We start from the raw sequence: 24,611 nt of genomic DNA on the forward strand, positions 1-24,611 counted from the left end.
GCCGTTCACTTTCTTACGATGTCACCCGTTCGACGAACCGCGTGAGTGCCGCGGTGTCGAACGGCCCCTTGGCCTTGAAGGCCCGGGGGAATGCCCGGCGGCGAACCGCCAGGTCGAGACAGACAGAGGTGGGGTGCACGTAAGCACCCCGGCCGGGCAGCGTACCGCGTGGATCAGGGGCGCAGGCGCCCTCGTCCACCACGATGCGCAGCAGCTCGCTCTTGGCCGCTCGCTCCCGGCATCCCACACAGGTTCGCTCGGGGCAAGCGCGGGCTCGCGTCCGGCCAGACACGCTCAAGTCTACCTCCCCGTACCGACCTCACCCCTGGGGGGCAAAAATCGAACGGATGTTGTCGTGATCTCAGCGGCGTACGTCCAAGATCTATTCCCTGGAGCGGCTCCGGGTCAACGCCTTTCCGAGCGCTCCCGGGCCCGCTCGGCCCGCTCGCGGTCGGCGTTCTCCCGCTCCTCGTCCGTCTCGGTGTCCGGCCGGATGTCGATCCGCCAGCCGGTGAGACGGGCGGCGAGGCGGGCGTTCTGCCCCTCCTTGCCGATCGCCAGGGACAGCTGGTAGTCCGGCACGGTGACCCGGGCCGAGCGCGCGCCGAGGTCGACGATCTCGACCTTGCTCACCCGGGCGGGCGAGAGCGCGTTGGCGACCATCTCGGCCGGGTCGTCGGACCAGTCCACGATGTCGATCTTCTCGCCGTGCAGCTCGGCCATCACGTTGCGCACCCGGCTGCCCATCGGACCGATGCAGGCGCCCTTGGGGTTCAGGCCGGCCCGCGCGGACCGGACGGCGATCTTGGTCCGGTGGCCGGCCTCGCGGGCGATGGCCTCGATGACCACCGAGCCGTCCGCGATCTCCGGGACCTCCAGCGCGAAGAGCTTCTTCACCAGGTTCGGGTGGGTGCGCGAGAGCGTCACCGACGGGCCGCGGACGCCCTTGGCGACCCGGACGACATACGTCCGCAGGCGCAGGCCGTGCGTGTACTCCTCGCCCGGGACCTGCTCCTGGACCGGAAGGATGGCTTCCAGCTTGCCGATGTCGACCAGGACGTTCTTGGGGTCCTTGCCCTGCTGGACGACGCCGGTGACGACGTCGCCCTCGTGGCCGGCGTACTCACCGAAGGTCTTGTCGTCCTCGGCGTCGCGCAGCCGCTGCAGGATGACCTGCTTGGCGGTGGTCGCGGCGATACGGCCGAATCCGGAGGGGGTGTCGTCGAACTCCTTGGGCTCCTGGCCCTCTTCGAGGTCGGCCGGGTCCTCCATGGCCCACACGGTGACGTGGCCGTTCTCGTCGAGCTTCACGCGCGCGCGGCGGTAGCTGCCGTCGGTGCGGTGGTACGCGATGAGGAGGGCCGACTCGATCGCCCCGACGAGCACGTCGAAGGGGATCTCCTTGTCCTGCGCCAAGCCCTTCAGAAGCTTCACATCGATGTCCACGGCTACGCCTCCTCTTCCTTCTTGTCCTTGCGGTTGAATTCGATCTCCACGCGCGCCTTGGCGATCTCGTCGAAGGCGAGGCGGCGGGCGGTGGGCTTGCGGCCCTTGACTCCGGGCACTTCGAGGTCGAGCCCGTCCTCGTCGACGGCGAGGATGCGGGCGACCAGCTCACCGGAGCCGCCGCCCGTCAGGTGGAATCTGGCCAGCCGGCCGGTGGCGCGTACGTAGTGGCGGTGCTCGGTCAGCGGGCGGTCCGCGCCGGGGGAGCTGACTTCGAGGACGTACTCGCCCTCGCCCATCGCGTCGGTCTCGTCCAGCTTCTGGGAGATCACGCGGCTCAGCTCCGCACAGGCGTCCAGCTCCACGCCCTCGTCGGAGTCCACGATGACCCGCAGCACTCCTCGGCGGCCGGCCCGGGACACCTCGATCTCCTCGAGGTCCAGTTGCTGCGCGCTGACGAGCGGTTCCAGCAGCCCGCGCAGCCTTTCGCTCTGGGTGGTGCTCATCCGGGTGACTCCTCGGCCGCGTGTGCTGTTGTGGGGATCGTCGTGCGTCAGGTCAAAGGGTATCCGGTCGCCAGGGGTGTTGCCGTCCGCCTGCCGCTCGGCCACGGGTACGCTCGCCTGCGGTGATCACATCAGGACAGATCCTGTCAGGACCGGTCCAGGCCCGAAGGAGAAACGTGCGGCGCACGGGGACGACGCGCAGGGGGGCGCTCACCGCGACGGGAGCCCTCACCCTGGGTGCGGTGCTGACCGGCTGCGGGGGCGACGACGAAGGCACCGGGGGGAAGCCCGCGCAGTCCGGCGCGCGGGCCGCAGGCACGAAGGCCGAGTCGGCGCTGCGCGAGAAGGCCGTACGCGACGGCGCCCGGCTGCTCGCCCGGTACGACCTGGTGGCCGAGGCGCATCCGGCCACGGCGGCGGGTCTCATGCCGCTGCGGGCCGCCGTGGCCGAGCACGGGAAGGCGCTGGCACCGCCGCACGCGAAGGACGATCCGAAGAAGGGGGCGCCGAGGAGCGACGCCCCGCCGGCGCCCCCCGGTCCGGTGTCCGCCGACCCGAAGGCCGCGGTGCGGGAGCTGGCCGCGGCCGAGCGACGGCGGGCCGACGGGTACGCCGAGGCCCTCCTGACCGCCGGCCCGGAGCTGGCCCGGCTGCTGGCCTCGGTGGCGGCTGCCGCGGCGGCGCACGCCTACCTGCTGACCGAACTGGCCGAGGAGACAGCCGTATGAGCACCCGTTCCGTGCGCCCGGCCGAGGACGACGCCGACCCCCCCGAGCTGACCGCCGTCCAGGCCGCCCTGGCCGCCGAGCACGCGGCGGTGTACGGGTACGGCGTGCTCGGCGGCCGGCTCGACGGGAAGCCGGGCTCCGAGGCCCGCGCGGCGTACGACGCCCACCGGGCCCGCCGGGACGCGCTGGCGCGCACCGCACGGGACCTGGGCGGGCGCCCGGTCGCCTCGAACGCCGCGTACGCCCTGCCGTTCGCCGTGCCGGACGGGCCGGCGGCGGTGCGGCTCGCCGCGGTCCTGGAGGACCGGGTCGCGGGTGCCTACGCCGATCTCGTACGGGCCACCGAGGGCGCTCGGCGCAAGGACGCGGCGGGCGCGCTGCGGGAGGCCGCGGTGCGGTCGGCCCGGTGGCGGGGCGGCAACGTAGCCTTTCCGGGGCTCGCCGAGCGGGCCACCGGTGCGGACACGGCCGCGACGGGCCCGGTGGAGGCCGCGGGCGCGGACGGAACGCGCTGATCCGGAGGATCGGGAAAGGGAACACACGACGTATGGGTTGCGAACCGCCGCAGCGCCTGGTGCGCGCACTCGGTGAGATGTACGGGGACGCCGCGGCGGCCGACTGGCTGGCCGGGCTCCCCGCGCTGACCGAGCGGGCGCTCGCCGCCGGGGACGGCCTCACGGTGGAGCGGGTGGCCGCCCCCGGCGGGCGCAGTTCCCTGGTGGTCCTGGTGCGGCGGGCCGACGGAACGCCGGCCGCCCTGAAGATCGCCCCGCCCGTCGCCGGACCGGATCTGGAGCGTGCGGCGTTGGAGCACTGGAACGGCTGGGGCGCGGTGAAGCCGCTGGACACCCCGGAGCCGGCCGGCGAGCAGCTCGGCGCGTCCGGGGCGCTGCTGCTGGAGCGGCTGCACCCCGAGATGTCGCTGCGCTCGCTGCCGGAGGCGAAGGCCCAGCTGGAGGCGGCGGGCACGCTGCGCCGGCTGTGGGTGGAGCCGCCCGCCGGGCACGGCTTCGCGACCGTGGCGGAGCGGACCGGGGCGCAGAGCGACGGGATGCGGTCGGCGGCCGCGGCCGACCCGGAGGTGGCAGCGCTGGTGGACGCGGCGCTCGCGGTCCGGGCGGAGCTGGTCGGGGGCGAGCCCGAGCGCCTTCTGCTGCACGGCAACTTCCGGCAGAGCAAGGTGCTGTCCGGTGAGCGGGCGCCGTGGCTGACGGTGGGCCCCGAGCCGCTGGTGGGCGAGCGCGCCTACGACCTGGCGCGGCTGGTGCGGGACCGGGCGGAGGATCTCATCGCCTCCCCCGGCGGCCCGGCGACGGCGCGGCGGCGGGTCAAGAAGCTGGCGGAGTCGCTGGAGGTGGAGCAGGCGCGGCTGCACGGCTGGACGCTGTTCCGGGCGGTCGAGTCGGGCACGCGGGCACTGGCCGAGGGGCGACGCCAGATGGGCGAAGTGAACCTGGAGTTCGCGGGCTGGCTGTAGGCCCTCCGGCACGGCGGGACGGGCTACGCCCCTCCGGCACCGCACAGCCCCGGCCGGGCATGGAACCCCCGCCCGGGGCGGACCGGCCGAAGCCCTCCGATGCGGCGCGGACCGGCCGGAACCCCCAGCACAGCGCGGATCTGCTCAGGTGCCCGGCGCGGCACCGCGTCGGCCGGCTGCCGGCTCACCGGTGAGCCGAAGGCCCCCGCGCAACCCGTGCGCGGGGGCCTTCGCCGTCGGGTGATCAGGCCAGGTCGGCCGTCAGCCGGGCGATCGCCTCGTCGACGGTCAGTTCCTCGCGCTCGCCGGTGCGGCGGTCCTTCAGCTCCAGGACGCCGTCGGCGGAGCGGCGCCCGGCGACCAGGATCTTCGGCACGCCGATCAGCTCGGAGTCGGTGAACTTCACGCCGGGCGAGACGCCGGGGCGGTCGTCCACCAGGACCCGCAGGCCCGCCGCGTTGAGCTTCTCCGCGACGTCGAGGGCCAGCTCGGTCTGGAGGGCCTTGCCCGCGGCGACGACGTGGACGTCGGCCGGGGCGATCTCGCGGGGCCAGCACAGGCCCTTGTCGTCGGCGGTCTGCTCGGTGAGGGCGGCCACGGCGCGGGAGACGCCGATGCCGTACGAGCCCATCGTGACGCGGACGGGCTTGCCCTGCTGGCCGAGCACGTCGAGCTGGAAAGTGTCGGCGTACTTGCGGCCGAGCTGGAAGATGTGGCCGATCTCGATGGCGCGGTCCAGGACGAGGCCGGTGCCGCACGTGGGGCAGGGGTCGCCCTCCTCGACGACGACGACGTCCAGGTACTCGTCGACCTCGAAATCGCGGCCCGCGACGACGTTCCTCGCGTGCTTGCCCTCCTTGTTGGCCCCGGTGATCCAGGAGGTTCCGGGGGCGACGCGGGGGTCGGCGAGGTAGCGGACCTTCTCCAGGCCCTGGGGGCCGACGTAACCGCGGACGAGGTCGTCGCGGCCGACGAAGTCCTCGGCGGTGACCAGCTCGACGACGGCGGGGGCCAGGTGCTCGCCCAGCTTGCCGAGGTCGACCTCGCGGTGGCCGGGAACGCCGACGGCGACGATCTCGCCGTCCACCTTGACCAGCAGGTTCTTCAGGGTGGCGGAGGCGGGGACGCCCAGGTGCTCGGCGAGGGTCTCGATGGTCGGGGTGTCGGGGGTGTCCAGCTCCTCGACCGCGCCGTGCGCCGAGCCGTCGACCGGGGCGAGCGCGAAGGTCACGGCCTCGGTGTTGGCCGCGTAGTCGCAGTTCGGGCAGTCGGCGAAGGTGTCCTCACCGGCGGCGGCGGGGGCGAGGAACTCCTCGGAGGCGGAGCCGCCCATCGCGCCGGAGACGGCGGAGACGACGCGGTGGTCCAGGCCCAGGCGCTCGAAGATCTTGATGTACGCGGCCCGGTGCAGGGCGTAGGAGTGCGCGAGGCCCTCGTCGGTGGTGTCGAAGCTGTACGAGTCCTTCATCTGGAACTCGCGGCCGCGGAGCACGCCGGAGCGGGGGCGGGCCTCGTCGCGGTACTTCGTCTGGATCTGGTAGAGCATCACCGGCAGGTCCTTGTAGGACGTGCACTGGTCCTTGACGGTCTGCGTGAAGATCTCCTCGTGGGTCGGGCCGAGGAGGTAGTCGCCGCCCTTGCGGTCCTTGAGGCGGAAGAGCAGGTCGCCGTACTCCTCCCAGCGGCCGGACGCCTCGTAGGGCTCCTTGGGCAGCAGGGCGGGGAGCAGGACCTCCTGGGCGCCGATGGCGTCCATCTCCTCGCGGACCACGTGGGAGATGTTGTCCAGGACCTTCTTGCCGAGCGGCAGCCAGCTCCAGATGCCGGCCGCGTTGCGGCGTACGTATCCGGCGCGGACCAGCAGCTTGTGGCTGAGCGTCTCGGCGTCCGCCGGGTCGTCGCGCAGTGTCTTGATCATCAATCGGGACATGCGCTGGACCTGGGCCATGGTGAACTCCTGCTCGCGAAAGTGGTGAGCCCGAGGTTAACCGGGCGGCGCGGGCGGGCGGAAATCCATTCGGCCCGGGCGCAGCAGCGGCAGGGGCGCTCCCATGACCGCGTACGGGAGCGGGGCGCTCGGAAAGACCACCTGGCGGGCCAGGTCCCGGTAGCCGAGCGAGCGGTACAGGGCGCGGGCCGGGCTGTCCCGGTCGATCGCCGAGAGGATCGACCGGGGGTGGTCGACGGCGTCGGTGATGGTGGTGATCAGGGTGCGGCCGATGCCGCGCTGCTGGTGGTCGGGGTGGACGTGGAGTTCGGTGATGACGAAGGAGTCGTCGAGCCAGCCGTCGGTCCCGTTGGCCCGCAGACAGGGCTCGACGACGGTGGACCACCACTGGGTGCGGTCGTTGGGCAGCCCGTAGACGAAGCCGACGAGCCGCCCGTCGGGAGTGGTGGCGCCGAGCGCCCGGGCACGGGGGTGCTCCAGGTGCCTGAGGACGATGTGGCGGCGTACGTCGATCTCGTCCTGGCTGAGTCCGAAGGCGGCCGCCTGGACGTTCAGGGCCTCGTCGACGCGGGCGGCGAGGTCGACGGGACCGATCTCGGTGTCGGGTGCTGGGGGGCCTTCTGCGGGGGCTGCCATGCCGGAACCCTACTGGCCGGGGTGGGCGCCGGGTACGCGCGGCGGTTCAGAACAGGACGCTCATGAACGCCCCGACCTCGCGGAAGCCGACGCGGTGGTAGGCCTTGCGGGCGGGGGTGTTGTAGTCGTTCACGTACAGGCTGACGACGGGGGCGACGTCCGCCAGGGCGTAGCGCAGGACGGCGGCCATGCCCGTTTCGGAGAGGCCCTTGCCGCGGTGTTCGGGGGCGACCCAGACGCCCTGGATCTGGCATGCCTGGGGGGTGGCCGCGCCGATCTCCGCCTTGAAGACGACCTTGCCGTCGTCGATGCGGGCGAAGGAGCGGCCGGTGCTGACGAGTTCGGCGACGCGGGCCTGGTAGAGGAGGCCGCCGTCGCCGGCGAGCGGGGAGACGCCGACCTCTTCGGTGAACATCGCGACGCAGGCCGGCATCAGGACCTCCATCTCGTCCTTGCGGATGCGGCGGACGAGCGGATCGGGCGTGATGTCGGCGGGCAGGCTCTCGGTGACCATCAGGGGCTGGTTGCCCCGGACCTCGCGGGCGGGGCCCCAGCTGGGTTCCAGGAGCCGCCACAGCTGGGTGGTGGGTTCGGCGGGGCCGACGATGGAGGAGCACCGGCGGCCGGCCCTGCGGGCCCGCTCGGCGAAGGCGCGGACGGCTTCGGGTCCGGCGCAGATGGGGACGAGGTTGGCGCCGGAGTAGCACAGGGAGCGGAGCCTGCCGTCGGCGTACCAGCCCCACATCTCGCCGCCGAGGCGCCAGGGGTCGAGCCCCGCGACCTGCACGCGGGAGGTCACGAAGGCGTTGGCGACGGGCTCGCTCTCGAGGAGGGCGAGTGCGGCGCCGAGGTCGCTGGGTTCGAGGACCCGGGTGGTGGTGTGCGTCAACACGAGGGGGCCTCACCATACGGTCTGCTGATTTCCGCACTGTAACCGACAAACCCCTCGAACACCGCTCGGGTCCGGGAGACGGTCTCGGCGGACGCCGCCGCCCCGCCGGGCCGGGCCTGTCGTCACGTGCCGTCAGGCGGCGGTGTGACGAGAAGCCCGGTGGAGCCCGGCGGGGCGGCGGAGGTGCGGAAGGGCGCGGCTCGGGCGCCGATGGACGCCAGGGGTCCGGTAGGGCGCGGATGGACACCTGGGGTCCGGTAGGGCGCGGATGGGCGCCCGGGGTCCGGTCAGGCGCCGATGGACACCTGGGGTTCGCCGGACGTGATGCCGTCCTTCTCCATCTGCTCGGCGATCTTCAGTGCCTCTTCGATGAGGGTCTCGACGATCTTCGACTCGGGCACGGTCTTGATGACCTCGCCCTTCACGAAGATCTGGCCCTTGCCGTTGCCGGAGGCGACGCCGAGGTCTGCCTCGCGGGCTTCGCCGGGGCCGTTGACGACGCAGCCCATGACCGCGACGCGCAGCGGGACCTCCATGCCCTCCAGGCCGGCACTGACCTGGTCGGCGAGCTTGTAGACGTCGACCTGGGCGCGGCCGCAGGACGGGCAGGAGACGATCTCCAGGCGGCGCTGCTTGAGGTTCAGCGCCTCCAGGATCTGCAGGCCGACCTTGACCTCCTCGGCCGGCGGGGCCGAGAGGGAGACGCGGATGGTGTCGCCGATGCCCTCGGAGAGCAGGGCGCCGAACGCGACGGCGGACTTGATGGTGCCCTGGAAGGCCGGTCCGGCCTCGGTGACGCCGAGGTGGAGCGGGTAGTCGCTCTGGGCGGCGAGCTGGCGGTAGGCGTTGACCATGACGACCGGGTCGTTGTGCTTGACCGAGATCTTGATGTCGCCGAAGCCGTGCTCCTCGAAGAGGGACGCCTCCCACAGGGCGGACTCGACGAGGGCCTCGGGGGTGGCCTTGCCGTACTTCTTCAGGAGCCGCGCGTCCAGGGAGCCGGCGTTGACGCCGATCCGGATCGGGGTGCGGGTCTCGGAGGCCGCCTTGGCGATCTCCTTGACCTTGTCGTCGAACTGCTTGATGTTGCCCGGGTTGACCCGGACGGCCGCGCAGCCGGCGTCGATCGCGGCGAAGACGTACTTCGGCTGGAAGTGGATGTCGGCGATCACCGGGATCTGCGACTTCTTCGCGATGGTGGCGAGCGCGTCGGCGTCGTCCTGCGTGGGACAGGCGACGCGGACGATCTGGCAGCCGGACGCCGTCAGCTCGGCGATCTGCTGGAGCGTGGCACCGATGTCCGACGTACGGGTCGTCGTCATCGACTGCACGGAAACGGGTGCGTCGCCGCCGACCGCGACCGTGCCGACCTGGATCTGTCGGCTGACCCTGCGGTCGGCGAGCTTGGTCGGAACGGCCGGCATTCCGAGAGAAATCGCAGTCATGCGCTGTGCATCCCCAAGGTGTGGATCAAGGTCCCGAGATCGGCGGGCTCCAGGCTTCGAGGTTACGGCACCGGAGGCCGGAGGGACGCACCCGTGTCGACATGTCCACCCATCGGTGACCGGCCGGACACGACGTGTGTGCCCGGCCGGCACCGGTGGGACAGCGGGGGCCGAAGGGGTGCGTGGGACGGTCAGCTGATTTTCACCGGGTTCACGATGTCGGCCACCAGGACCAGCAGCGTGAAGCAGATGAAGAGTCCGGCGACCACATAGGCGACCGGCATCAGCCGGGCCACGTCGAACGGCCCGGGGTCGGGGCGCCGGAAGACCTTGGCCACATTGCGCCGCAGCGACTCCCACAGCGCGCCCGCGATGTGCCCGCCGTCCAGCGGGAGCAGCGGGAGCATGTTGAACAGGAAGAGCGAGAGGTTGAACCCGGCGAGCAGGAACAGCATCATCGCGACCTGGTTCTGCGCGGGGATGTCGAGGTTCATCACCTCGCCGCCGATCCGGGCCGCGCCGACCACGCCGACCGGCGAGTCGTCGGCCCGTTCGCCGTCGCTGAAGGCGGCGTCCCAGAGGGCGGGGATCTTGGAGGGCAGGGCGATGATGGAGTCGACGCCGTTCTCGATCATGTCGCCCATGCGGACGACGGAGTCGCCGAAGGAGAGCGGCACGATCTCGGTCCGGGCGGCGAAGCCGAGGTAGCCGGCCTTGACGAACTCGTCCGGGACGACCTCGCCGTCGCCGTCCTTCTTGGCGACGGCGTTCTCGCGCAGCACCGCGTTGAGCGTGACCTCCTCGCCACCGCGCTCGACGACGATGGTGGCGGGGCCGATGGTCTGGCGGATGCGGTCCGAGAGCGTCGCCCAGTCGTCGACCTTCGTACCGTCGAAGGCGACGATCCGGTCACCCTCCTGGAGCCCGGCGGCCTTGGCGGGCGAGACGGGGTCGCCGCTCCGGCAGGTGTCGCGCTTCTCGCTCTGCGCGATCACGCACTGCTGGACACCGCCGACCTCGGTGGTCTGGGTCTGGAAGCCGAAGGTCATCGCGACGCCCATGAAGATGGCGACCGCGAGGATCAGGTTCATGAAGGGACCGGCGAACATGACGATGACGCGCTTCCACGGCTTGCGCGTGTAGAAGAGGCGCTTCTCGTCGCCGGGCTGCAGCTCCTCGAAGGCGGCGGAGCGGGCGTCCTCGATCATGCCGCGCCACGGGGAGGTGGAGCGGGCTTCGAGACGGCCGTCGGGGCCCGGCGGGAACATCCCGATCATGCGGATGTAGCCGCCGGCCGGGATGGCCTTGATGCCGTACTCCGTGTCGCCCTTCTTCTTCGACCAGAGCGTCGGGCCGAAGCCGACCATGTACTGCGGGACCCGGATGCCGAACATCTTGGCCGTGGAGAGGTGGCCCAGCTCGTGCCAGGCGATGGAGAAGAGCAGGCCCACGACGAAGACGGCGATCCCCAGGACCGTCAGCAGGATCGAGGTCAGACTCATGCGTGCGCCTCCGCTGTCGCTTTCGCCGAGAGTTCCCGGGCCCGCGCGCGGGCCCACGTTTCCGCTTCGAGGACGTCCGCGACGCTGAGCGAGGTTCCCGGGGCGGGGGTGCCGTGTTCGGACACCACAGCCGTGACCGTATCCATGATTCCGTTGAAGGGCAGCTGTCCGGCCAGGAACGCGTCGACGCATTCCTCGTTGGCCGCGTTGAAGACGGCGGGTGCGGTGCCGCCGAGCCCGCCGACGTGCCGGGCGAGACCGACGGACGGGAAGGCGTCGGTGTCCAGGGGGAAGAACTCCCAGGTGGAGGCCTTCGACCAGTCGAAGGCGGGGGCCGCGTCCGGGACCCGCTCGGGCCAGCCGAGGCCGATGGCGATGGGGCCGCGCATGTCCGGCGGGGTGGCCTGGGCGAGCGTGGAGCCGTCGCTGAATTCCACCATCGAGTGGACGTAGGACTGCGGGTGGACGACCACCTCGATCCGGTCGAACGGGATGTCGTAGAGGAGATGTGCCTCGATGACCTCCAGGCCCTTGTTGACCAGGGTCGCGGAGTTGATCGTGATGACCGGTCCCATGGCCCAGGTCGGGTGGGCGAGTGCCTGCTCGCGGGTGACGTCGGCCAGCTCCTCGCGCGTACGGCCCCGGAAGGGTCCGCCGGATGCGGTGACGACGAGCTTGCGGACGTCGGCGCGGGTGCCCGCGGCCAGCGCCTGGAAGAGCGCGGCGTGCTCGGAGTCGACCGGGATGATCTGGCCGGGGGCGGCGAGCGCCTTCACCAGCGGGCCGCCGACGATCAGCGACTCCTTGTTGGCGAGGGCGAGCGTGCGGCCCGCCTGCAGCGCGGCGAGGGTCGGGGCGAGCCCGATGGAGCCGGTGATGCCGTTGAGCACGGTGTGGCAGGCGCTCGCGGCGAGGGTGGCGGCCGCGTCGGGTCCGGCGAGGATCTCGGGGAGCGGCTCCCCGGCCCCGTACTGGTCCCGCAGCGCCTCGCGCAGGGCGGGGACCGCGTCCTCGGCGGCGACCGCGACCGTGTTCACGCGCAGTCGGCGGGCCTGCTCGGCCAGCAGGGCGACCCGGCCGCCGGCGGCCGAGAGCGCCGTGACCCGGAAGCGGTCGGGGTTGCGCAGGACCAGGTCGATGGCCTGGGTGCCGATGGACCCGGTGGAGCCGAGGATCACGAGATCCCGGCGGCCGTCCGCGGCGTCGAAGAGGAGATGCGGATCGGCGAGGGGGGCGGGGCTGTCGCTCATGCCCCCATTGTTGCCGCTCCGGCTGTGCGCGGGGACAGCGCGTCCCGTGTGAGCCGGGCCCGCGACCCCGTTCAGCGCCCTTCGGGGCCGTGCGCGAAGTCCGTGGGGCCCCTCGTGGAGGCGCGGGGAGCCGTGCGTACGCGGCCGGGGCCTTCGCAGGTGGGGCCCGGTGTGTGCAGTTCGGCGGCCACGGGGGCATTTCGACGCGGCGGATGCCGTGGGTGGCCTCCCGGCCGGCTTCGGCGCGCCGCGGCGGACCCCGATGACGGAGCACGGGCCGCACCGGAGCGCGACGGTGGCGGAGACGGTGGCCTCCCGGCCGGCTTCGGCGCGCCGCGGTGGGCCCGGACGACGGAGCACGGGCCGCACCGGAGCGCGTCGGCGCCGAGGACAGTGGCCCCGCCCGCCGGTGAGGGCGGCGGCGAATCGGGAGGGGCCCGAGCGGGGTGCGCCGGTGGATGGACGCGGGCCGTCGCACCCGGCGCACCCCGTACGGCGGTCGCTAGCGCAGCGGCCGGTGCTGGTTCTCCCGGACGGAGGGGCCCGGGGCGGCGTCCGCGATCCAGGGGCCTTCGCCGCTCGGGTCGATGACGCCCTCCTCCAGCCAGGTGTACGTCCCCGACAGGACGCCGTCGACCACGCGCCGGTCGAGGTCGTCGGTGTTGGACCACAGACGGGTGAACAGCTCCTCGACCCGGATGCGGGCCTGCTCGCAGAAGACGTCCGCGAGCTGGTAGGCCTCGCGGCCGTGCTCCCCCGCTCCGCGCAGGTGCTCGGCGCGGACGCAGGCGGCGCTCATGGCGAAGAGTTCGGCGCCGATGTCGACGATCCGGCCGAGGAAGCCCTGCTTGGTCTCCATCCGGCCCTGCCAGCGGGACATGGCGTAGAAGGTGGACCGGGCGAGCTTGCGCGAGCACCGCTCGACGTACCGGAGGTGCCCGGAGAGGTCTCGGTGCCCGGCCGGATGGAACTCGGCGTACGTGCCCGGCAGTTGCCCCGGACCGGCGACGAGCTTGGGCAGCCAGCGGGCGTAGAACCCGGCGGCGCCGGCGCCCGCCTTCGCCTTGGCGGAGAGCGGTTTGTCGGGATCGATGATGTCGCCCGCGACCTTGAGGTGGGCGTCGACGGCCTCGCGGGCGATCAGCAGGTGCATGATCTCGGTGGAGCCCTCGAAGATCCGGTTGATCCGCATGTCCCGGAGCATCTGCTCGGCCGGGACGGCCCGCTCGCCGCGGGCGGCCAGCGACTCGGCGGTCTCGAATCCGCGCCCGCCGCGGATCTGCACGAGCTCGTCGGCGATCAGCCAGCCCATCTCGGAGCCGTACAGCTTGGCGAGGGCGGCCTCGATGCGGATGTCGTTGCGGTCCTCGTCGGCCATCTGCGAGGAGAGGTCGACGATGGCCTCCAGGGCGAAGGTGGTGGCCGCGATGAACGAGATCTTGGAGCCGACCGCCTCGTGCCGCGCGACGGGCCGGCCCCACTGCTCGCGTACGGCGGACCATTCGCGGGCGATCTTCAGCGACCACTTGCCGACGCCCACGCACATCGCGGGAAGCGAGAGCCGCCCGGTGTTGAGGGTGGTCAGAGCGATCTTCAGCCCGGCCCCCTCGGGCCCGATCCGGCAGGCACCGGGCACCCTGACCCGGTGGAAGCGGGTGACGCCGTTCTCGATGCCGCGCAGGCCCATGAAGGCGTTGCGCTGCTCCACGGTCACGCCGGGGGCGTCGGCCTCGACGACGAACGCGGTGATGCCGCCGGGGTGCCCCTCGGAGGCGGGGACCCGGGCCATGACGACGAGCAGATCGGCGACGACGCCGTTGGTGGTCCAGAGCTTCACACCGTCCAGGAGGTAGTCCGGACCGTCGGGCACGGCGGTGGTGGCGAGGCGGGCGGGGTCGGAGCCGACGTCCGGCTCGGTCAGCAGGAAGGCGGAGATGTCGGTGGTGGCCAGCCGGGGCAGGTAGACGTCCTTCTGCTCCTGGGTGCCGAAGATCTTCAGCGGCTGCGGTACACCGATCGACTGGTGCGCGGAGAGCAGCGCGCCGATCGCGGGGCTGGCGGAGCCGACGAGAGCGAGCGCCTTGTTGTAGTACACCTGGGTGAGTCCGAGCCCGCCGTACTTGGTCTCGATCTTCATCCCGAGCGCGCCGAGCTCCTTGAGCCCGCTGATCACCTCGTCGGGAATCCGCGCCTCCCGCTCGATCCGCGCGCTGTCGATGTGCGTCTCGCAGAACGCCCTCAGCCGCGCCAGGAACTCCTCGCCACGCCGTATGTCGTCGGGCGGCGGCAGGGGGTGGGGATGGATCAGGTCGAGCCGGAAGCGCCCCAGGAACAGCTCCTTGGCGAAGCTGGGCTTGCGCCAGTCCTGCTCACGGGCGGCTTCGGCGACCCGGCGCGCTTCGCGTTCGGTGACCTTGGGGGCCTGGGGGACCTGAGGGGTGTTGTGTGGTGCGGACATGAGGGACCTCACCTCGCCGCGCGCGACCGGGAGGGAAGAACCGCCCGGTACGCACGGACTGCTAGTCGCTGCTTACTGGTCCGTATGTAACCCGTGTACCCGTGGTTCGGCACCCGCACCAGACCCCGCGCACGGGGTGGGCCGCCGGGGCGGGGGGGGTGCCTCTATGTCCTTCGTCAAGTGTGACCGTGTGCCGCAGTCGGCGACTCTTGAGCACCCCGGCAACCATTCCGGCTCGGCGGGGGTCCTCCATACCAGGCCCCGCTCGGGGCCATCGACGCAAGAGGGAGGAGCGTCATGGGGGTCCGCAGGGCAGCGAAAGGCGTCGGCGACTTCCTGGTCGAGACGCTGGGAGAAGCCGTCGCCGAGGTGATCCTCAGCCTGCTCGCCTGTGCCCTGCTCGGCTGCCTGGCTCTGATCGCCTACCTGAGCTGGTCCCTCAGCCCGCGCTTCACCATCGCGGGGGCTGGGCTGCTCAGCCTCCTCCTCGCCCACGGCGCTTGGCAGACCTTCCGTACTCCCGCGAAGGGGCGCCGTCGGGGCCTCGCAGCCCTGACCGCTGTCGGTTTCACTGTGACCGCCATGACGGCCCTCTTCCTGCTGCTCTACTCCACAGGATGCGACTGCCTGTGAGGCCGTTTGGTTCAGCTACGCAAGTCCGAGGCCGGTCATGCGGTAGCTGTTTCGGGAACGCGTGACTCGTAGAAGGTGCCGTCGCGGAGCATGGCGAACAGGACGCTGACGCGTTGGCGGGCGAGGCGCAGGAGGGCCTGGGTGTGGGTCTTGCCGCGTGCTCGTTGCTTGTCGTAGTAGGTGCGGGAGGCCGGGTCGGCGTTCATGCAGGCGAAGACGGACAGGAAACATGGCGCCTTTGAGTTGCCGGTTGCCGCCTCGGGGTGCGTGTTCGCCGTGGATGGAGGTCCCGGACGACTTGGTGGTGGGGGCGAGGCCGGCGTAGGAGGCGAGGTGGGCGGCGGTGGGGAAGCTGGTGCCGTCGCCGACGGTGACCAGCAGGACGGCGGCGGTCCTGACGCCGACGCCGGGCATCGACGTCAGGACCGGGGAAAGAGGGTGAGCCTCCAGCAGGCTGTTGATCTGGGCTTCCATCGCCCGGCGCTGGGTGTGGACAGCGGCCAGCGAGGCAGCCAGGGAGGGGATGACGAGGTCGAGAGTGCCAGTGCCGGGGACCGTGACGGTCTGTTCGTCGAGGGCGTCGAAGACGTCGTCGATCAGTCGGGCGGCCATGCGCGGTGCTTTCGGGCGGATCAGTTCGACGAGTCTGCGGCGTCCGGCCTTGCGCAGGGCGGCCGGGGAGCCGTATCGCTCCAGCAGCCAGGTCACCGCCTGGTGGTCCAGGCGCGGGCCCAGGACACGCTCCAGCGAGGGATGGAACTGGGTGAGCAGGCCGCGTATCCGGTTGGAGGTGCGGGTGGCCTCGGCGGCCAGGTCCTGGTCGAAGCCGACGAGGACGGTCAGCTCGGCGGTGATCTCGTCGGTGAGTTCCAGCGAGCGCAGGGTGTGCGGCATCGTCCGGGCGGCGTCCACGATGACGGCGGCGTCCTTGGCGTCGGTCTTGGCATCGCCCGGGTAGAGGTCGGCGATCCGGCGCATGGCCGGTCCGGGCAGGTAGGCGACCTGGCAGCCCGCGTCCCGGGCGACGGTCAGCGGCAGGGCGCCGATCGAGGCAGGCTGGTCCACGATCACCAGCACGGTGCCGAACTTCGCGGTCAGCTTGTCGAACACGGCCCGCAGCTTCGGCTCGCTGTTGGGCAGCGGCTTGTCGAAGACCTTCTTCCCGCCCGGGGTGAGCCCATGACCGTGATGGCTGCTCCTGCCGACATCCAGGCCGAGGAACACGCCCACGTCTTCGATCTCGAACATCGTGACCCTTCCTGGGTGTTGACGGTGCTGGCCTCGGCCTGGGGTGTCGTACTCGCGCATCCACGTTATGCAGACCTGCCGCCCGGGAGCCGTCCGGCATTGCGCCGGACCGGACGGTGGCCGGACCTCGGATCAGCGTCTCCGACGAACACCCCCGGGCCCGGAGACCAGCAGCCCCATTGCGGAGCCGCGAAAAACACAACGGGGGTCGCAGCGCGTACCGTGCGTCTCCACACACGCCCGGGAGGCCTGCGCATGTCCCTGATACCCCCGCTGCTGGGCGGCGGTCTGTTCCTGGCCGGCCTCGCTGTGGCGGCCGACCACCGCGGGGCGGCCCGGTGGGTCGTGGAGGTTCTGATGAACCCTGCCCACGCCGATCCGAGGGTTCTGCGGCGCTACGCCCGGTGGGGCGTCGGACATCCGCAGATGCGCTTCTACCGCTCTGCCCTCGGGCAGCGGCTGTTCGTCCGGATCTGGGGAGGGTTCGTGTCCGTCTTCGGCCTCCTTGTCCTGACGGTGAGCACCGTGTTCCCGGTGTTCGACTGACGGCCCGTTCTCCCCGGGCCGGGCCGGCAGGGCCACGGCGCCCGCGGCGAAGACGTCCGTGGGGAAGACGTCCGTGGGGAGTGCGGACTCCGACCGGACGGACGCGAACGGCCTGAGCCCCCGCACAGTGGGCTCAGGCCGTTCTTCCTGCGCACCCCCGCTCGCGCTCGCTGTCCGGGCGGGGGCGCGGGCGGGGGTCGTCCGGGGTGTTACAGGGCGAGGCCGGTGAGGACCAGGACGCGCTCGTAGGTGTAGTCGTCCATGGCGTAGCGGACGCCCTCGCGGCCGACGCCGGACTGCTTGGCGCCGCCGTACGGCATCTGGTCGGCCCGGTACGAGGGGACGTCCCCGACGATCACGCCGCCGACCTCCAGGGCGCGGTGGGCGCGGAAGGCGGTCTGGATGTCGTGGGTGAAGACGCCCGCCTGGAGTCCGTACTTGGAGGAGTTGACGGCCGCGAACGCCTCGGCCTCGCCGTCGACCTTCTGGATCGACATGACCGGGCCGAAGACCTCTTCGCAGGAGAGCGTGACGTCGTCGGGGAGGGCGGCGAGGACGGTCGGGGCGTAGGTGGCGCCGTCGCGCTTGCCGCCGGTGAGCAGCTCCGCGCCTGCCCGGACGGCCTCGTCGACCCAGGACTCGACGCGCTGGGCGGCGTCCTCGCTGACGAGGGGGCCGACGTCGGTGGCGGCGTCGGCCGGGTCACCGGTGACGAGGGCCTCGACGGCGGCGACGATCTTCGGGACGAGCCGGTCGTAGACCGAGGCGTCGGCGATCACGCGCTGCACGGAGATGCAGGACTGGCCGCCCTGGTAGTTGGAGAACGTGGCGATCCGGCCGGCCGCCCAGTCCAGGTCCTCGTCCGAGGCGTAGTCGCCGAGGACGACCGCCGCGCCGTTGCCGCCGAGCTCCAGGGTGCAGTGCTTGCGGGGCACCGACTCCATGATCGCGTAGCCGACCGGGCCCGAGCCGGTGAAGGAGATGACCGGCAGACGCTCGTCCTGGACCAGGGCGGGCATCTTGTCGTTCGGGACCGTCAGGACGGACCAGGAACCGGCCGGGAGGTCGGTCTCGGCCAGCAGCTCTCCCAGGACGAGCGAGGAGATCGGGGTCGCCGGGGCCGGCTTCAGGATGATCGGGGCGCCGACGGCGATGGCCGGGGCGACCTTGTGGGCGCTGAGGTTCAGCGGGAAGTTGAAGGGGGCGATACCGAGGACGGCCCCGCGCGGGAAGCGCCGGGTCAGCCCGAGGCGGCCCGTTCCGCCGAGGTCGGTGTCGAGCCGCTGGGCCTCTCCGCCGTTGAACCGGCGGGCCTCCTCGGCGGCGAACCGGAACACGGACACGGCCCGGCCGACCTCGCCGCGGGCCCACTTGATCGGCTTGCCGTTCTCCGCCGAGATCAGCTGGGCGATCTCCTCGGTGCGCTCCGTCAGCCGCCGTACGACGTGGTCGAGGGCTGCGGCCCGGACGTGCGCCGGGGTGGCGGCGAACTCGTCGCGTACGGCGTGGGCGGCGGCGACGGCCTCCTCGACCTGGGCATCGGTCGGCACGCTGACGGTGCCGACGAGGCGCCCGTCGTACGGGTTGGTGACGTCGAAGCTGTCGGCACCGGTGGCCCGGCGGCCGGCCACCCAGAAGGCGTGGGGCGAAGTCATGGAGGTTCCGGCCCTTCGGAGGTCGTGAGTTCGGTGGTCGTTGCGGGGAGGTGGTGACGTACGTCGTGGGTGCCCGGAAGGCTCCCCTTCGGTGGTCCCACGGTAGGGCGGAGAGGCGCTCAGGGCGTTTGTCCGGCGTGGAGCGGAGCGGGGGCCGGGTGCGCCGAATTGGCGGAAGCGGTGGGCGTGGAGCGCCGGCCGTCCGGTCGGCGGGTCAATACATCTAGGCGTTCGGCGGGCGGGGCCGGCACTCGACGGGCGGCCCCCAGCCCTCCCGGGTCCTCGGCGGGCCGCGTTGCGCCCTCGACTGGCGACCCCAGGTCCTCCGGAGCCTCACCGGGCCACGTCCAGCCCGCGGCGGGCGCGGTTCGGCGCTCCACGGGCTCCACCAAGTCCTCCGGAGCCGTCGGTGGGCCGCGTTCAGTCCTCGGCGGGTGTGGTGGCCGCCGTCGCCTTGAGGGCGAGCCACAGCTCCATGCGGACGTCCGGGTCGTCCAGGGAGCGGCCCAGGATCTCCTCCACCCGGCGCATGCGGTAGCGCAGGGTGTGCCGGTGCACGCCCAGGTCGGCGGCGGCGGCGTCCCACTGGCCGTGGCGGGAGAGCCAGGCGCGCAGAGAGGCCACGAGGTCGCCGCGGCCCTTGGCGTCGTGTTCGCGCAGGGCGCGGAGCATGCCGTCGGCGAAGGCCCGTACCGCGTCGTCGGCGAGCAGGGGAAGCACCGAACCGGCGGCCAGCTCCTCGTGCTCGACGAGGGCCCTGCCCCGGCGGCGGGCGACGGAGAGGGCCTGTTCGGCCTGCTTGTAGGCGGCGGAGACGGCGACCGGGCCGGCGGGGGCGGAGAGCCCCACCACGACATCGCTGTCCTCGGCGCCGCCTTCGCGCGGGGCGCGGTCCTCCTGGGCCTCGGCGTAGGCCGCGCAGGCGGCCATGGCGGCTCCGCCGTCGGCGGCGAGCACGACGACGCGTCCGCCCTCGGGGACCAGGAGCAGCGCCTCGCCGCTGCGCGCGGCGGCGGCTTCCATCGTCTCGGTGAGCAGCTCGGGTCCGGCGGGCGCGGCGGCCTCGGCGATGAGCAGCCGGAACGGGGCGTCGAGCAGGTCGCCGTAGAGGTCTCCGGCGACCGCCCGGGCGTGGTCGGGCTGTCCGGCGAGCAGCATCCGCAGGACGGCGGCGCCCAGGCGTTGCTCGGCGCCCTGGAGGGAGCGGGAGCGGGCGGTGGTCAGCGTGAGCAGGGCGACGGCGGAGTGCACGGCGTACCGCTCGGCGGTCCCGAGCGCCGCTCCCGTACCGACGGCCAGCGCGCCGCGCGCCCGGCGGCCGGTGCCCAGCGACTGGAGCTCCACGCGGTCCTCGCTGTCGGCGACGACGATGCTGGCGGGGGCGGGTCGGTCCCGGAGACGCTGGACGTCGGGGGTGAGGCGGGCGGCGCGGCGGGCGGCCCAGTCGGGGGCGGCGGCGAGGACCGCGCCGGAGGTGTCGTAGAGGGCGGCCCAGCCGTCGATGTGGGCGGCGAGCCGGGCGAGCAGGCCGGCGGCCCCGTCCCCGGCGAGTGCGGCCTTCGTCAGCTCGCGCTGGGCCTCGAAGCCGGCGGTGACCGCGCGGTACTGGTCGGCGGCGATGGCGGCGGAGACGGCCTTGCTGATGGCCAGGAACGGGGTGCGGCGGGGCACTTCGAGCAGCGGAAGGCCCGCTTCCTGTGCGGCGTCGACGAGCGCCTGCGGGATGTCGTCGTAGGTGACTCCGACGGCGAAGCCGACCCCGGCGACTCCGGCCCCGGCCAGCCGTCGCACGTAGCGCCGCATGGAGTCGGCGTTCTCGGCGTCGAGGTTGGTGGCGGTCACGAGGAGGAGTTCGCCGCCGTCCATGTACGGAACGGGGTCGGCGAGCTCGCTGGCGTGGGCCCAGCGCACAGGGGTGTCGAGCCGGTCCGCGCCCGCCCGCACGGTGAGCTTGAGCGCCGAGTGGTGGACGAGCGAGGCGAGCGTGAGGGGCATGGGCCGGGAACCCTCGGGGTCGGGGATGAGGACGCGGGCGCCGACGCACGGACGACCGGATCCCCGGCCGCGACGGTGGCCCCGCATTTCGCCGTCCCGTATGAACGGCTCACTCCGATTCTGCCAGGCTGGCAGGGTGCCGGGCACCGCTCTCCGTCGAGCTCCGCGTTACCTCCGGGTAGCCGCTTGGGTCGTCTCAGCCGTCGAGGTGGACGAGGAGAGGAGGCGCGTGCTCTCCCTGGACGGTGGTGAGGGACAGCACGGCGTGCCCGGCCGGAACCGCGTACGCCAGCTCCGAGGCCGACCAGCGCTCCCGCTCGACCTGCCGTACGGTCACCGCGTCCGTGGTCACGGCCTTGCCGGTGACGAGCTTGCGCACGGCGTGCAGGGCCCGGGTGAAGGGCTGGTCGGCGAAGACGGTGTGCTGGGCGACCTCGCGGGTCTCCACCCACTCCTTGCCCCAGGCTTCGGCGAACCGTTTGCCTTCCCAGGTGGTGATGCCGGGGAACGTCATCAGGCAGCCGACCGCACCGAGCAGCGCGGCGTGGAGATGCGGCCCCACGTCGTCAAGGGACCGCACGGCCAGGACCGCTCCGGCGTTCAGCTGACGCAGCCGCTGCACCGCCCGGACGGAGTCGGTGGTCATGGCACTCGCGGCGTCGTCGAGGACGAGCGCCGCGAAGAGCGAGGTGTCGCGGCGCGCCCCGACGCTGGAGACGAACTGCGCGAAGACCAGCCGGGTGAGAATGCGCGAGGCTTCCGGGTGGCTCCGCTCGGGCAGCACGATCCGGACGCGTACCGGATGCTCCAGGGCGCGCAGGGAGAAGGGCCTCGACCGTCCCCGGGTGTCGAAGAACGCGCTGAAGGCGGGCCTGTCGAGAAAGGCGATCCTGTCCGCGAGCACCCCGCTGAGATCCGCGGAGGTGCCGAGCTGACGCTCGCGTGCGTCCACTTCCCGCAGATAGGACCGGTGTTCCTCCGGGTCGAGGTCCTCGCGGAGCCGGTCCAGCGTCCCGCGACCGCCGTCGAGGAGTTCCCGCAGTTCCGGCAGGGACGGAAAGCGGCCGTGGACAGCGTTGAAGGGGCCGATCAGCTGGCCCAGGGTGACGGCGGCGCGGCGGCTGTCCACGTCCGGCAGGTCACCGGTGAAGGCCTCGGACAGGAGCATCGCGGCCTCGTCCGGATCGGTGACCCCGCCGTACAGATCGAGGTCGTACAGCGACCTGGAATCACCGATCCTCACCACCACGTCGTAGGAGTCCTCGGGCCCGAGCTCGACGCCTTCGCCGGAGACGACGACCACGGCCGCCCGTCCGGCCAGAGCCTGGAGGGACAGCGACTCCACCACCGGCCTCACCAGGCGGCGTGTCCGGTCGGGCCCGTGGGGGCCGACGGCGAGGAGCGAGGTGCCGAGAACGCCGGGGTCGAGGGCCGCTCCCGCTCCTCGCCGCGTGGCGGGATTGCGCGGATGCTCCGCGTAGGCGCCCATCCTCACCTGTGCGGTCAGCAGGTCGTGGGTGGCCGCACGGATCGGGAGATCGCGGTCGCCCGAAGGATGCAGGCAGGCCGCCGCTCCCTGCTTCATCACTCCGTCGACGAAGACACCGGCGGAAAGCGCCCCGGATTCCACGCGCGACCACGCATGGCCGATCCGGGCGCAGTCGACATCGTTCATGCGTCGGGCCGCGATCTCGGCGGCCAGCCTGTCCGCGGCCCCGGGCTGTCCCGCCGCCCGCAGGTGCGGCCATCCGGCGGGATCCTCCGCCGTCCCGGTATCGGCCTCGGTCTCCGTCTCGGCGAGGGCTACGGGCGCGCCGGGCTTCCGGAAGAAGTCCGTCCATCCGCCCGTGCGGGCGAACGGCCACAGCAGCGCCGCCGCGATCAGGACGTAGATGGCCACCCCCACCACGGCGGCCACCTGCGGATCACCTCTCAGTACGGATACCGGCACCAGTGCGTGGAGGATCGCGTAGAAGAAGGGAAGCAGGCTCGTCCCGAGGACGATCCACACCACCAAGAGCCCTGTGAGCGCGGCGCCGAGCGCCCTGCCCGGCTGCGGGCGGTCGAGGACGACCCTCCGGTACAGCGCCGGCCAGTTGCCGAGCCGTCCGCAGAAGTAGATCAGGAGGACGGCGAAAAGACTGTTGTAGACGGCACTGGCCGTCCGCGCCGACTGTCCGGGCTCGCCGCGCCACCAGTCGGAGGGCGTGAACAGTTTCAGGGGAAGCCGCTGGACCGCGATGTAGTCGGTGCGCCAGACCGCCCAGGCGAAGACCCCGCAAGCGATCGAGATGAGCGCGCCCACGACCAGCGCGCGGGTGGGCACCTCGTCGGCTGCGTCGGCCGCCTTCGGCCGGTGCCCGTACCGCCAGAGGCCCGGCTCGGCGTCCGCGCGATGTGCCCGGAGCCAGGTTCGCGCGTCGAAGACGGCGGCGGGGGGCCGGGGCGGCAACGGGGGCATGGCGGGTGGGGCCGAGGCCGGTCCGGGAACTCGGGCGATTGCGGCATCACCCCCGAAGGGGTGGTCGCGCCGCCGCGCGCCGGCATCGTCCGCGCCCTGCCCGCCCTGCTCGCGCTGCGCGTCGTACGTGCCCTCCGTGCCCATTGCCACTGCTCCCCTGACGTGCCAAGGCGTTCTCCCGGTGCAGTCGTTCAATCTAGTACCCGGATTCAGCGCCACACGGGTCATTCCGGTTCGCGGACCGCCTCGTCCCACCTGTCCGCCAAGGACAAGGACACACCCCCACCACTCCCGATCGGAGCATGCCCGCACCCCTCCCCCACCCCTAGCCTGCAAAAAGAAGAGCGTCCGAAACACCCCCAGGAGCCCCGCATGACCGCAATCCCGCAGGAGCGCCGCGTCGTCACTGCCATCCCCGGCCCGAAGTCCGTCGAGCTGCAGGCTCGTCGTACCGCGGCCGTCGCCGCAGGTGTGGGCTCCACCCTGCCGGTGTTCACCGCCCGGGCGGGCGGCGGGATCATCGAGGACGTGGACGGCAACCGGCTGATCGACTTCGGGTCCGGGATCGCCGTCACGTCCGTGGGCGCGTCCGCCGAGGCCGTCGTGCGGCGGGCCTCCGCGCAGCTGGCGGACTTCACCCACACATGTTTCATGGTCACGCCCTACGAGGGGTACGTCGAGGTCTGCGAGCAGCTCGCCGAGCTGACGCCCGGCGACCACGCGAAGAAGTCCGCGCTGTTCAACTCGGGCGCCGAGGCCGTCGAGAACGCGGTGAAGATCGCCCGCGCGTACACCAAGCGCACCGCCGTCGTCGTCTTCGACCACGGCTACCACGGCCGCACGAACCTCACCATGGGCATGACGGCGAAGAACATGCCGTACAAGCAGGGCTTCGGTCCGTTCGCCCCCGAGGTCTACCGCGTCCCGGTCGCCTACGGCTACCGCTGGCCGACCGGTGCCGAGAACGCCGGGGCCGAGGCGTCCGCGCAGGCCATCGACGCGATCACGAAGCAGATCGGCGCCGACAACGTCGCCGCGATCATCATCGAGCCGGTCCTCGGCGAGGGCGGCTTCATCGAGCCGGCCAAGGGCTTCCTCCCGGCGATCGCGCAGTTCGCCAAGGACAACGGCATCGTCTTCGTCGCGGACGAGATCCAGTCCGGCTTCTGCCGCACCGGCCAGTGGTTCGCGTGCGAGGACGAGGGTGTCGTCCCGGACCTGATCACCACCGCCAAGGGCATCGCGGGCGGCCTGCCGCTCTCCGCCGTCACCGGCCGCGCCGAGATCATGGACGCCGCGCACGCGGGCGGCCTCGGCGGTACGTACGGCGGCAACCCGGTCGCCTGCGCCGGTGCGCTGGGCGCGATCGAGACGATGCGCGAGCTGGACCTGAACGGCAGGGCCAAGCGGATCGAGGAGGTCATGAAGGGCCGCCTCGCCGAGATGCAGGCGAAGCTCCCGAACGGCGACATCATCGGTGACATCCGCGGCCGTGGCGCGATGATCGCGATCGAGCTGGTGAAGTCCGGCACGAAGGACCCGAACCCGGAGGTGGCCGGCGCGCTCGCGAAGGCCTGCCACGCCGAGGGGCTGCTCGTCCTCACCTGCGGCACGTACGGCAACGTCCTGCGCTTCCTGCCGCCGCTGGTGATCGGCGAGGACCTGCTGAACGAGGGCCTCGACATCATCGAGCGGGCGTTCGGCACGCTCTGACGCCTCGAACCCGGGAACGGGCGGCGGCGGGCGTCGGCCGCCTCCGTCCGGCATCCGGGTGAGAGCCTGTGA

General features: G+C 72.3%; 19 protein-coding genes and 1 pseudogene. 6 read left to right on the forward strand and 14 right to left on the reverse strand.

The genetic code is table 11. The features are described from left to right. Positions 1-13 precede the first annotated feature (13 nt). The 3 genes from KME66_RS07020 to rimP form a co-directional block, all read right to left on the reverse strand. Entirely contained in the window at positions 14-292 is a 279-nt protein-coding gene (locus tag KME66_RS07020) for a YlxR family protein (protein ID WP_178378903.1), read from the reverse strand. Between the two features lie 113 nt (positions 293-405). Continuing rightward, on the reverse strand, positions 406-1,446 hold the full coding sequence (gene nusA, locus KME66_RS07025; protein ID WP_073213693.1) for a transcription termination factor NusA: 1,041 nt from the start codon (positions 1,444-1,446) through the stop codon (positions 406-408). A gap of 2 nt (positions 1,447-1,448) precedes the next feature. Continuing rightward, the gene (rimP, locus tag KME66_RS07030) at positions 1,449-1,952 is read right to left on the reverse strand and encodes a ribosome maturation factor RimP (protein ID WP_073213696.1); all 504 of its coding nucleotides are present in this window, start codon (positions 1,950-1,952) and stop codon (positions 1,449-1,451) included. Between the two features lie 176 nt (positions 1,953-2,128). Here rimP and KME66_RS07035 point away from each other — a divergent pair, with 176 nt between their 5' ends. Genes KME66_RS07035 through KME66_RS07045 form a run of 3 tightly spaced genes read left to right on the forward strand, consistent with a single transcriptional unit; the run spans position 2,129 to position 4,157 of the window. Then, positions 2,129-2,680 (forward strand): hypothetical protein, encoded by a 552-nt coding sequence (locus KME66_RS07035; RefSeq protein WP_073213699.1) that lies wholly within the window; start codon positions 2,129-2,131, stop codon positions 2,678-2,680. Beyond that, a complete protein-coding gene (locus tag KME66_RS07040; RefSeq protein WP_216320213.1) occupies positions 2,677-3,195 on the forward strand; it encodes a ferritin-like domain-containing protein in 519 nt (172 codons plus the stop codon). Before KME66_RS07035 ends, KME66_RS07040 begins: the two co-directional genes overlap by 4 nt. Positions 3,196-3,227: 32 nt before the next feature. Then, on the forward strand, positions 3,228-4,157 hold the full coding sequence (locus tag KME66_RS07045; RefSeq protein WP_216320215.1) for an aminoglycoside phosphotransferase family protein: 930 nt from the start codon (positions 3,228-3,230) through the stop codon (positions 4,155-4,157). Positions 4,158-4,401: 244 nt separating this feature from the next. Here the strand turns inward: KME66_RS07045 and KME66_RS07050 are convergent, their stop codons facing one another. The 7 genes from KME66_RS07050 to KME66_RS07080 form a co-directional block, all read right to left on the reverse strand. After that, the gene (locus KME66_RS07050) at positions 4,402-6,105 is read right to left on the reverse strand and encodes a proline--tRNA ligase (RefSeq protein WP_073213709.1); all 1,704 of its coding nucleotides are present in this window, start codon (positions 6,103-6,105) and stop codon (positions 4,402-4,404) included. 36 nt (positions 6,106-6,141) lie between these two features. Next, complete coding sequence (locus KME66_RS07055) at positions 6,142-6,741, reverse strand: GNAT family N-acetyltransferase (protein WP_216320217.1); 600 nt, start codon at positions 6,739-6,741, stop codon at positions 6,142-6,144. A 46-nt stretch (positions 6,742-6,787) separates the two neighbouring features. Beyond that, complete coding sequence (locus tag KME66_RS07060; protein ID WP_073213715.1) at positions 6,788-7,633, reverse strand: GNAT family N-acetyltransferase; 846 nt, start codon at positions 7,631-7,633, stop codon at positions 6,788-6,790. A gap of 287 nt (positions 7,634-7,920) precedes the next feature. Further along, complete coding sequence (gene ispG / locus KME66_RS07065) at positions 7,921-9,078, reverse strand: flavodoxin-dependent (E)-4-hydroxy-3-methylbut-2-enyl-diphosphate synthase (RefSeq protein WP_073213717.1); 1,158 nt, start codon at positions 9,076-9,078, stop codon at positions 7,921-7,923. Positions 9,079-9,269: 191 nt separating this feature from the next. Next, positions 9,270-10,580, reverse strand: a complete 1,311-nt coding sequence (locus tag KME66_RS07070; RefSeq protein ID WP_073213719.1) for an RIP metalloprotease — start codon at positions 10,578-10,580, stop codon at positions 9,270-9,272. Beyond that, positions 10,577-11,830, reverse strand: coding sequence for a 1-deoxy-D-xylulose-5-phosphate reductoisomerase (gene dxr / locus KME66_RS07075; RefSeq protein WP_073213721.1), 1,254 nt, complete (start codon positions 11,828-11,830; stop codon positions 10,577-10,579). The genes KME66_RS07070 and dxr overlap by 4 nt, the downstream gene beginning before the upstream one ends. A 502-nt stretch (positions 11,831-12,332) precedes the next feature. Beyond that, positions 12,333-14,288: an acyl-CoA dehydrogenase family protein gene (locus KME66_RS07080; protein WP_216320219.1), complete on the reverse strand. Its 1,956-nt coding sequence runs from the start codon at positions 14,286-14,288 to the stop codon at positions 12,333-12,335. Between the two features lie 297 nt (positions 14,289-14,585). Here KME66_RS07080 and KME66_RS07085 point away from each other — a divergent pair, with 297 nt between their 5' ends. Further along, positions 14,586-14,921 (forward strand): lysine transporter LysE, encoded by a 336-nt coding sequence (locus tag KME66_RS07085; protein ID WP_216320220.1) that lies wholly within the window; start codon positions 14,586-14,588, stop codon positions 14,919-14,921. Between the two features lie 35 nt (positions 14,922-14,956). Here KME66_RS07085 and KME66_RS07090 read toward each other — a convergent pair. Next, positions 14,957-16,169, reverse strand: a pseudogene (locus tag KME66_RS07090) (IS110 family transposase). A 255-nt stretch (positions 16,170-16,424) separates the two neighbouring features. Between KME66_RS07090 and KME66_RS07095 the strand changes: the two are divergent. Beyond that, positions 16,425-16,715 (forward strand): hypothetical protein, encoded by a 291-nt coding sequence (locus KME66_RS07095; protein ID WP_216320223.1) that lies wholly within the window; start codon positions 16,425-16,427, stop codon positions 16,713-16,715. 209 nt (positions 16,716-16,924) lie between these two features. Here the strand turns inward: KME66_RS07095 and KME66_RS07100 are convergent, their stop codons facing one another. The 3 genes from KME66_RS07100 to KME66_RS07110 form a co-directional block, all read right to left on the reverse strand. Next, positions 16,925-18,370: an aldehyde dehydrogenase family protein gene (locus tag KME66_RS07100; RefSeq protein WP_216320226.1), complete on the reverse strand. Its 1,446-nt coding sequence runs from the start codon at positions 18,368-18,370 to the stop codon at positions 16,925-16,927. A 420-nt stretch (positions 18,371-18,790) separates the two neighbouring features. Then, complete coding sequence (locus tag KME66_RS07105) at positions 18,791-20,365, reverse strand: PucR family transcriptional regulator (protein WP_216320229.1); 1,575 nt, start codon at positions 20,363-20,365, stop codon at positions 18,791-18,793. Between the two features lie 196 nt (positions 20,366-20,561). Continuing rightward, a complete protein-coding gene (locus tag KME66_RS07110) occupies positions 20,562-22,970 on the reverse strand; it encodes an ATP/GTP-binding protein (RefSeq protein ID WP_216320232.1) in 2,409 nt (802 codons plus the stop codon). 228 nt (positions 22,971-23,198) lie between these two features. Here KME66_RS07110 and gabT point away from each other — a divergent pair, with 228 nt between their 5' ends. Continuing rightward, the gene (gene gabT, locus KME66_RS07115; RefSeq protein WP_216320235.1) at positions 23,199-24,539 is read left to right on the forward strand and encodes a 4-aminobutyrate--2-oxoglutarate transaminase; all 1,341 of its coding nucleotides are present in this window, start codon (positions 23,199-23,201) and stop codon (positions 24,537-24,539) included. Positions 24,540-24,611 lie beyond the last annotated feature (72 nt).

This window comes from Streptomyces sp. YPW6 (assembly GCF_018866325.1).
GTDB lineage: Bacteria > Actinomycetota > Actinomycetes > Streptomycetales > Streptomycetaceae > Streptomyces.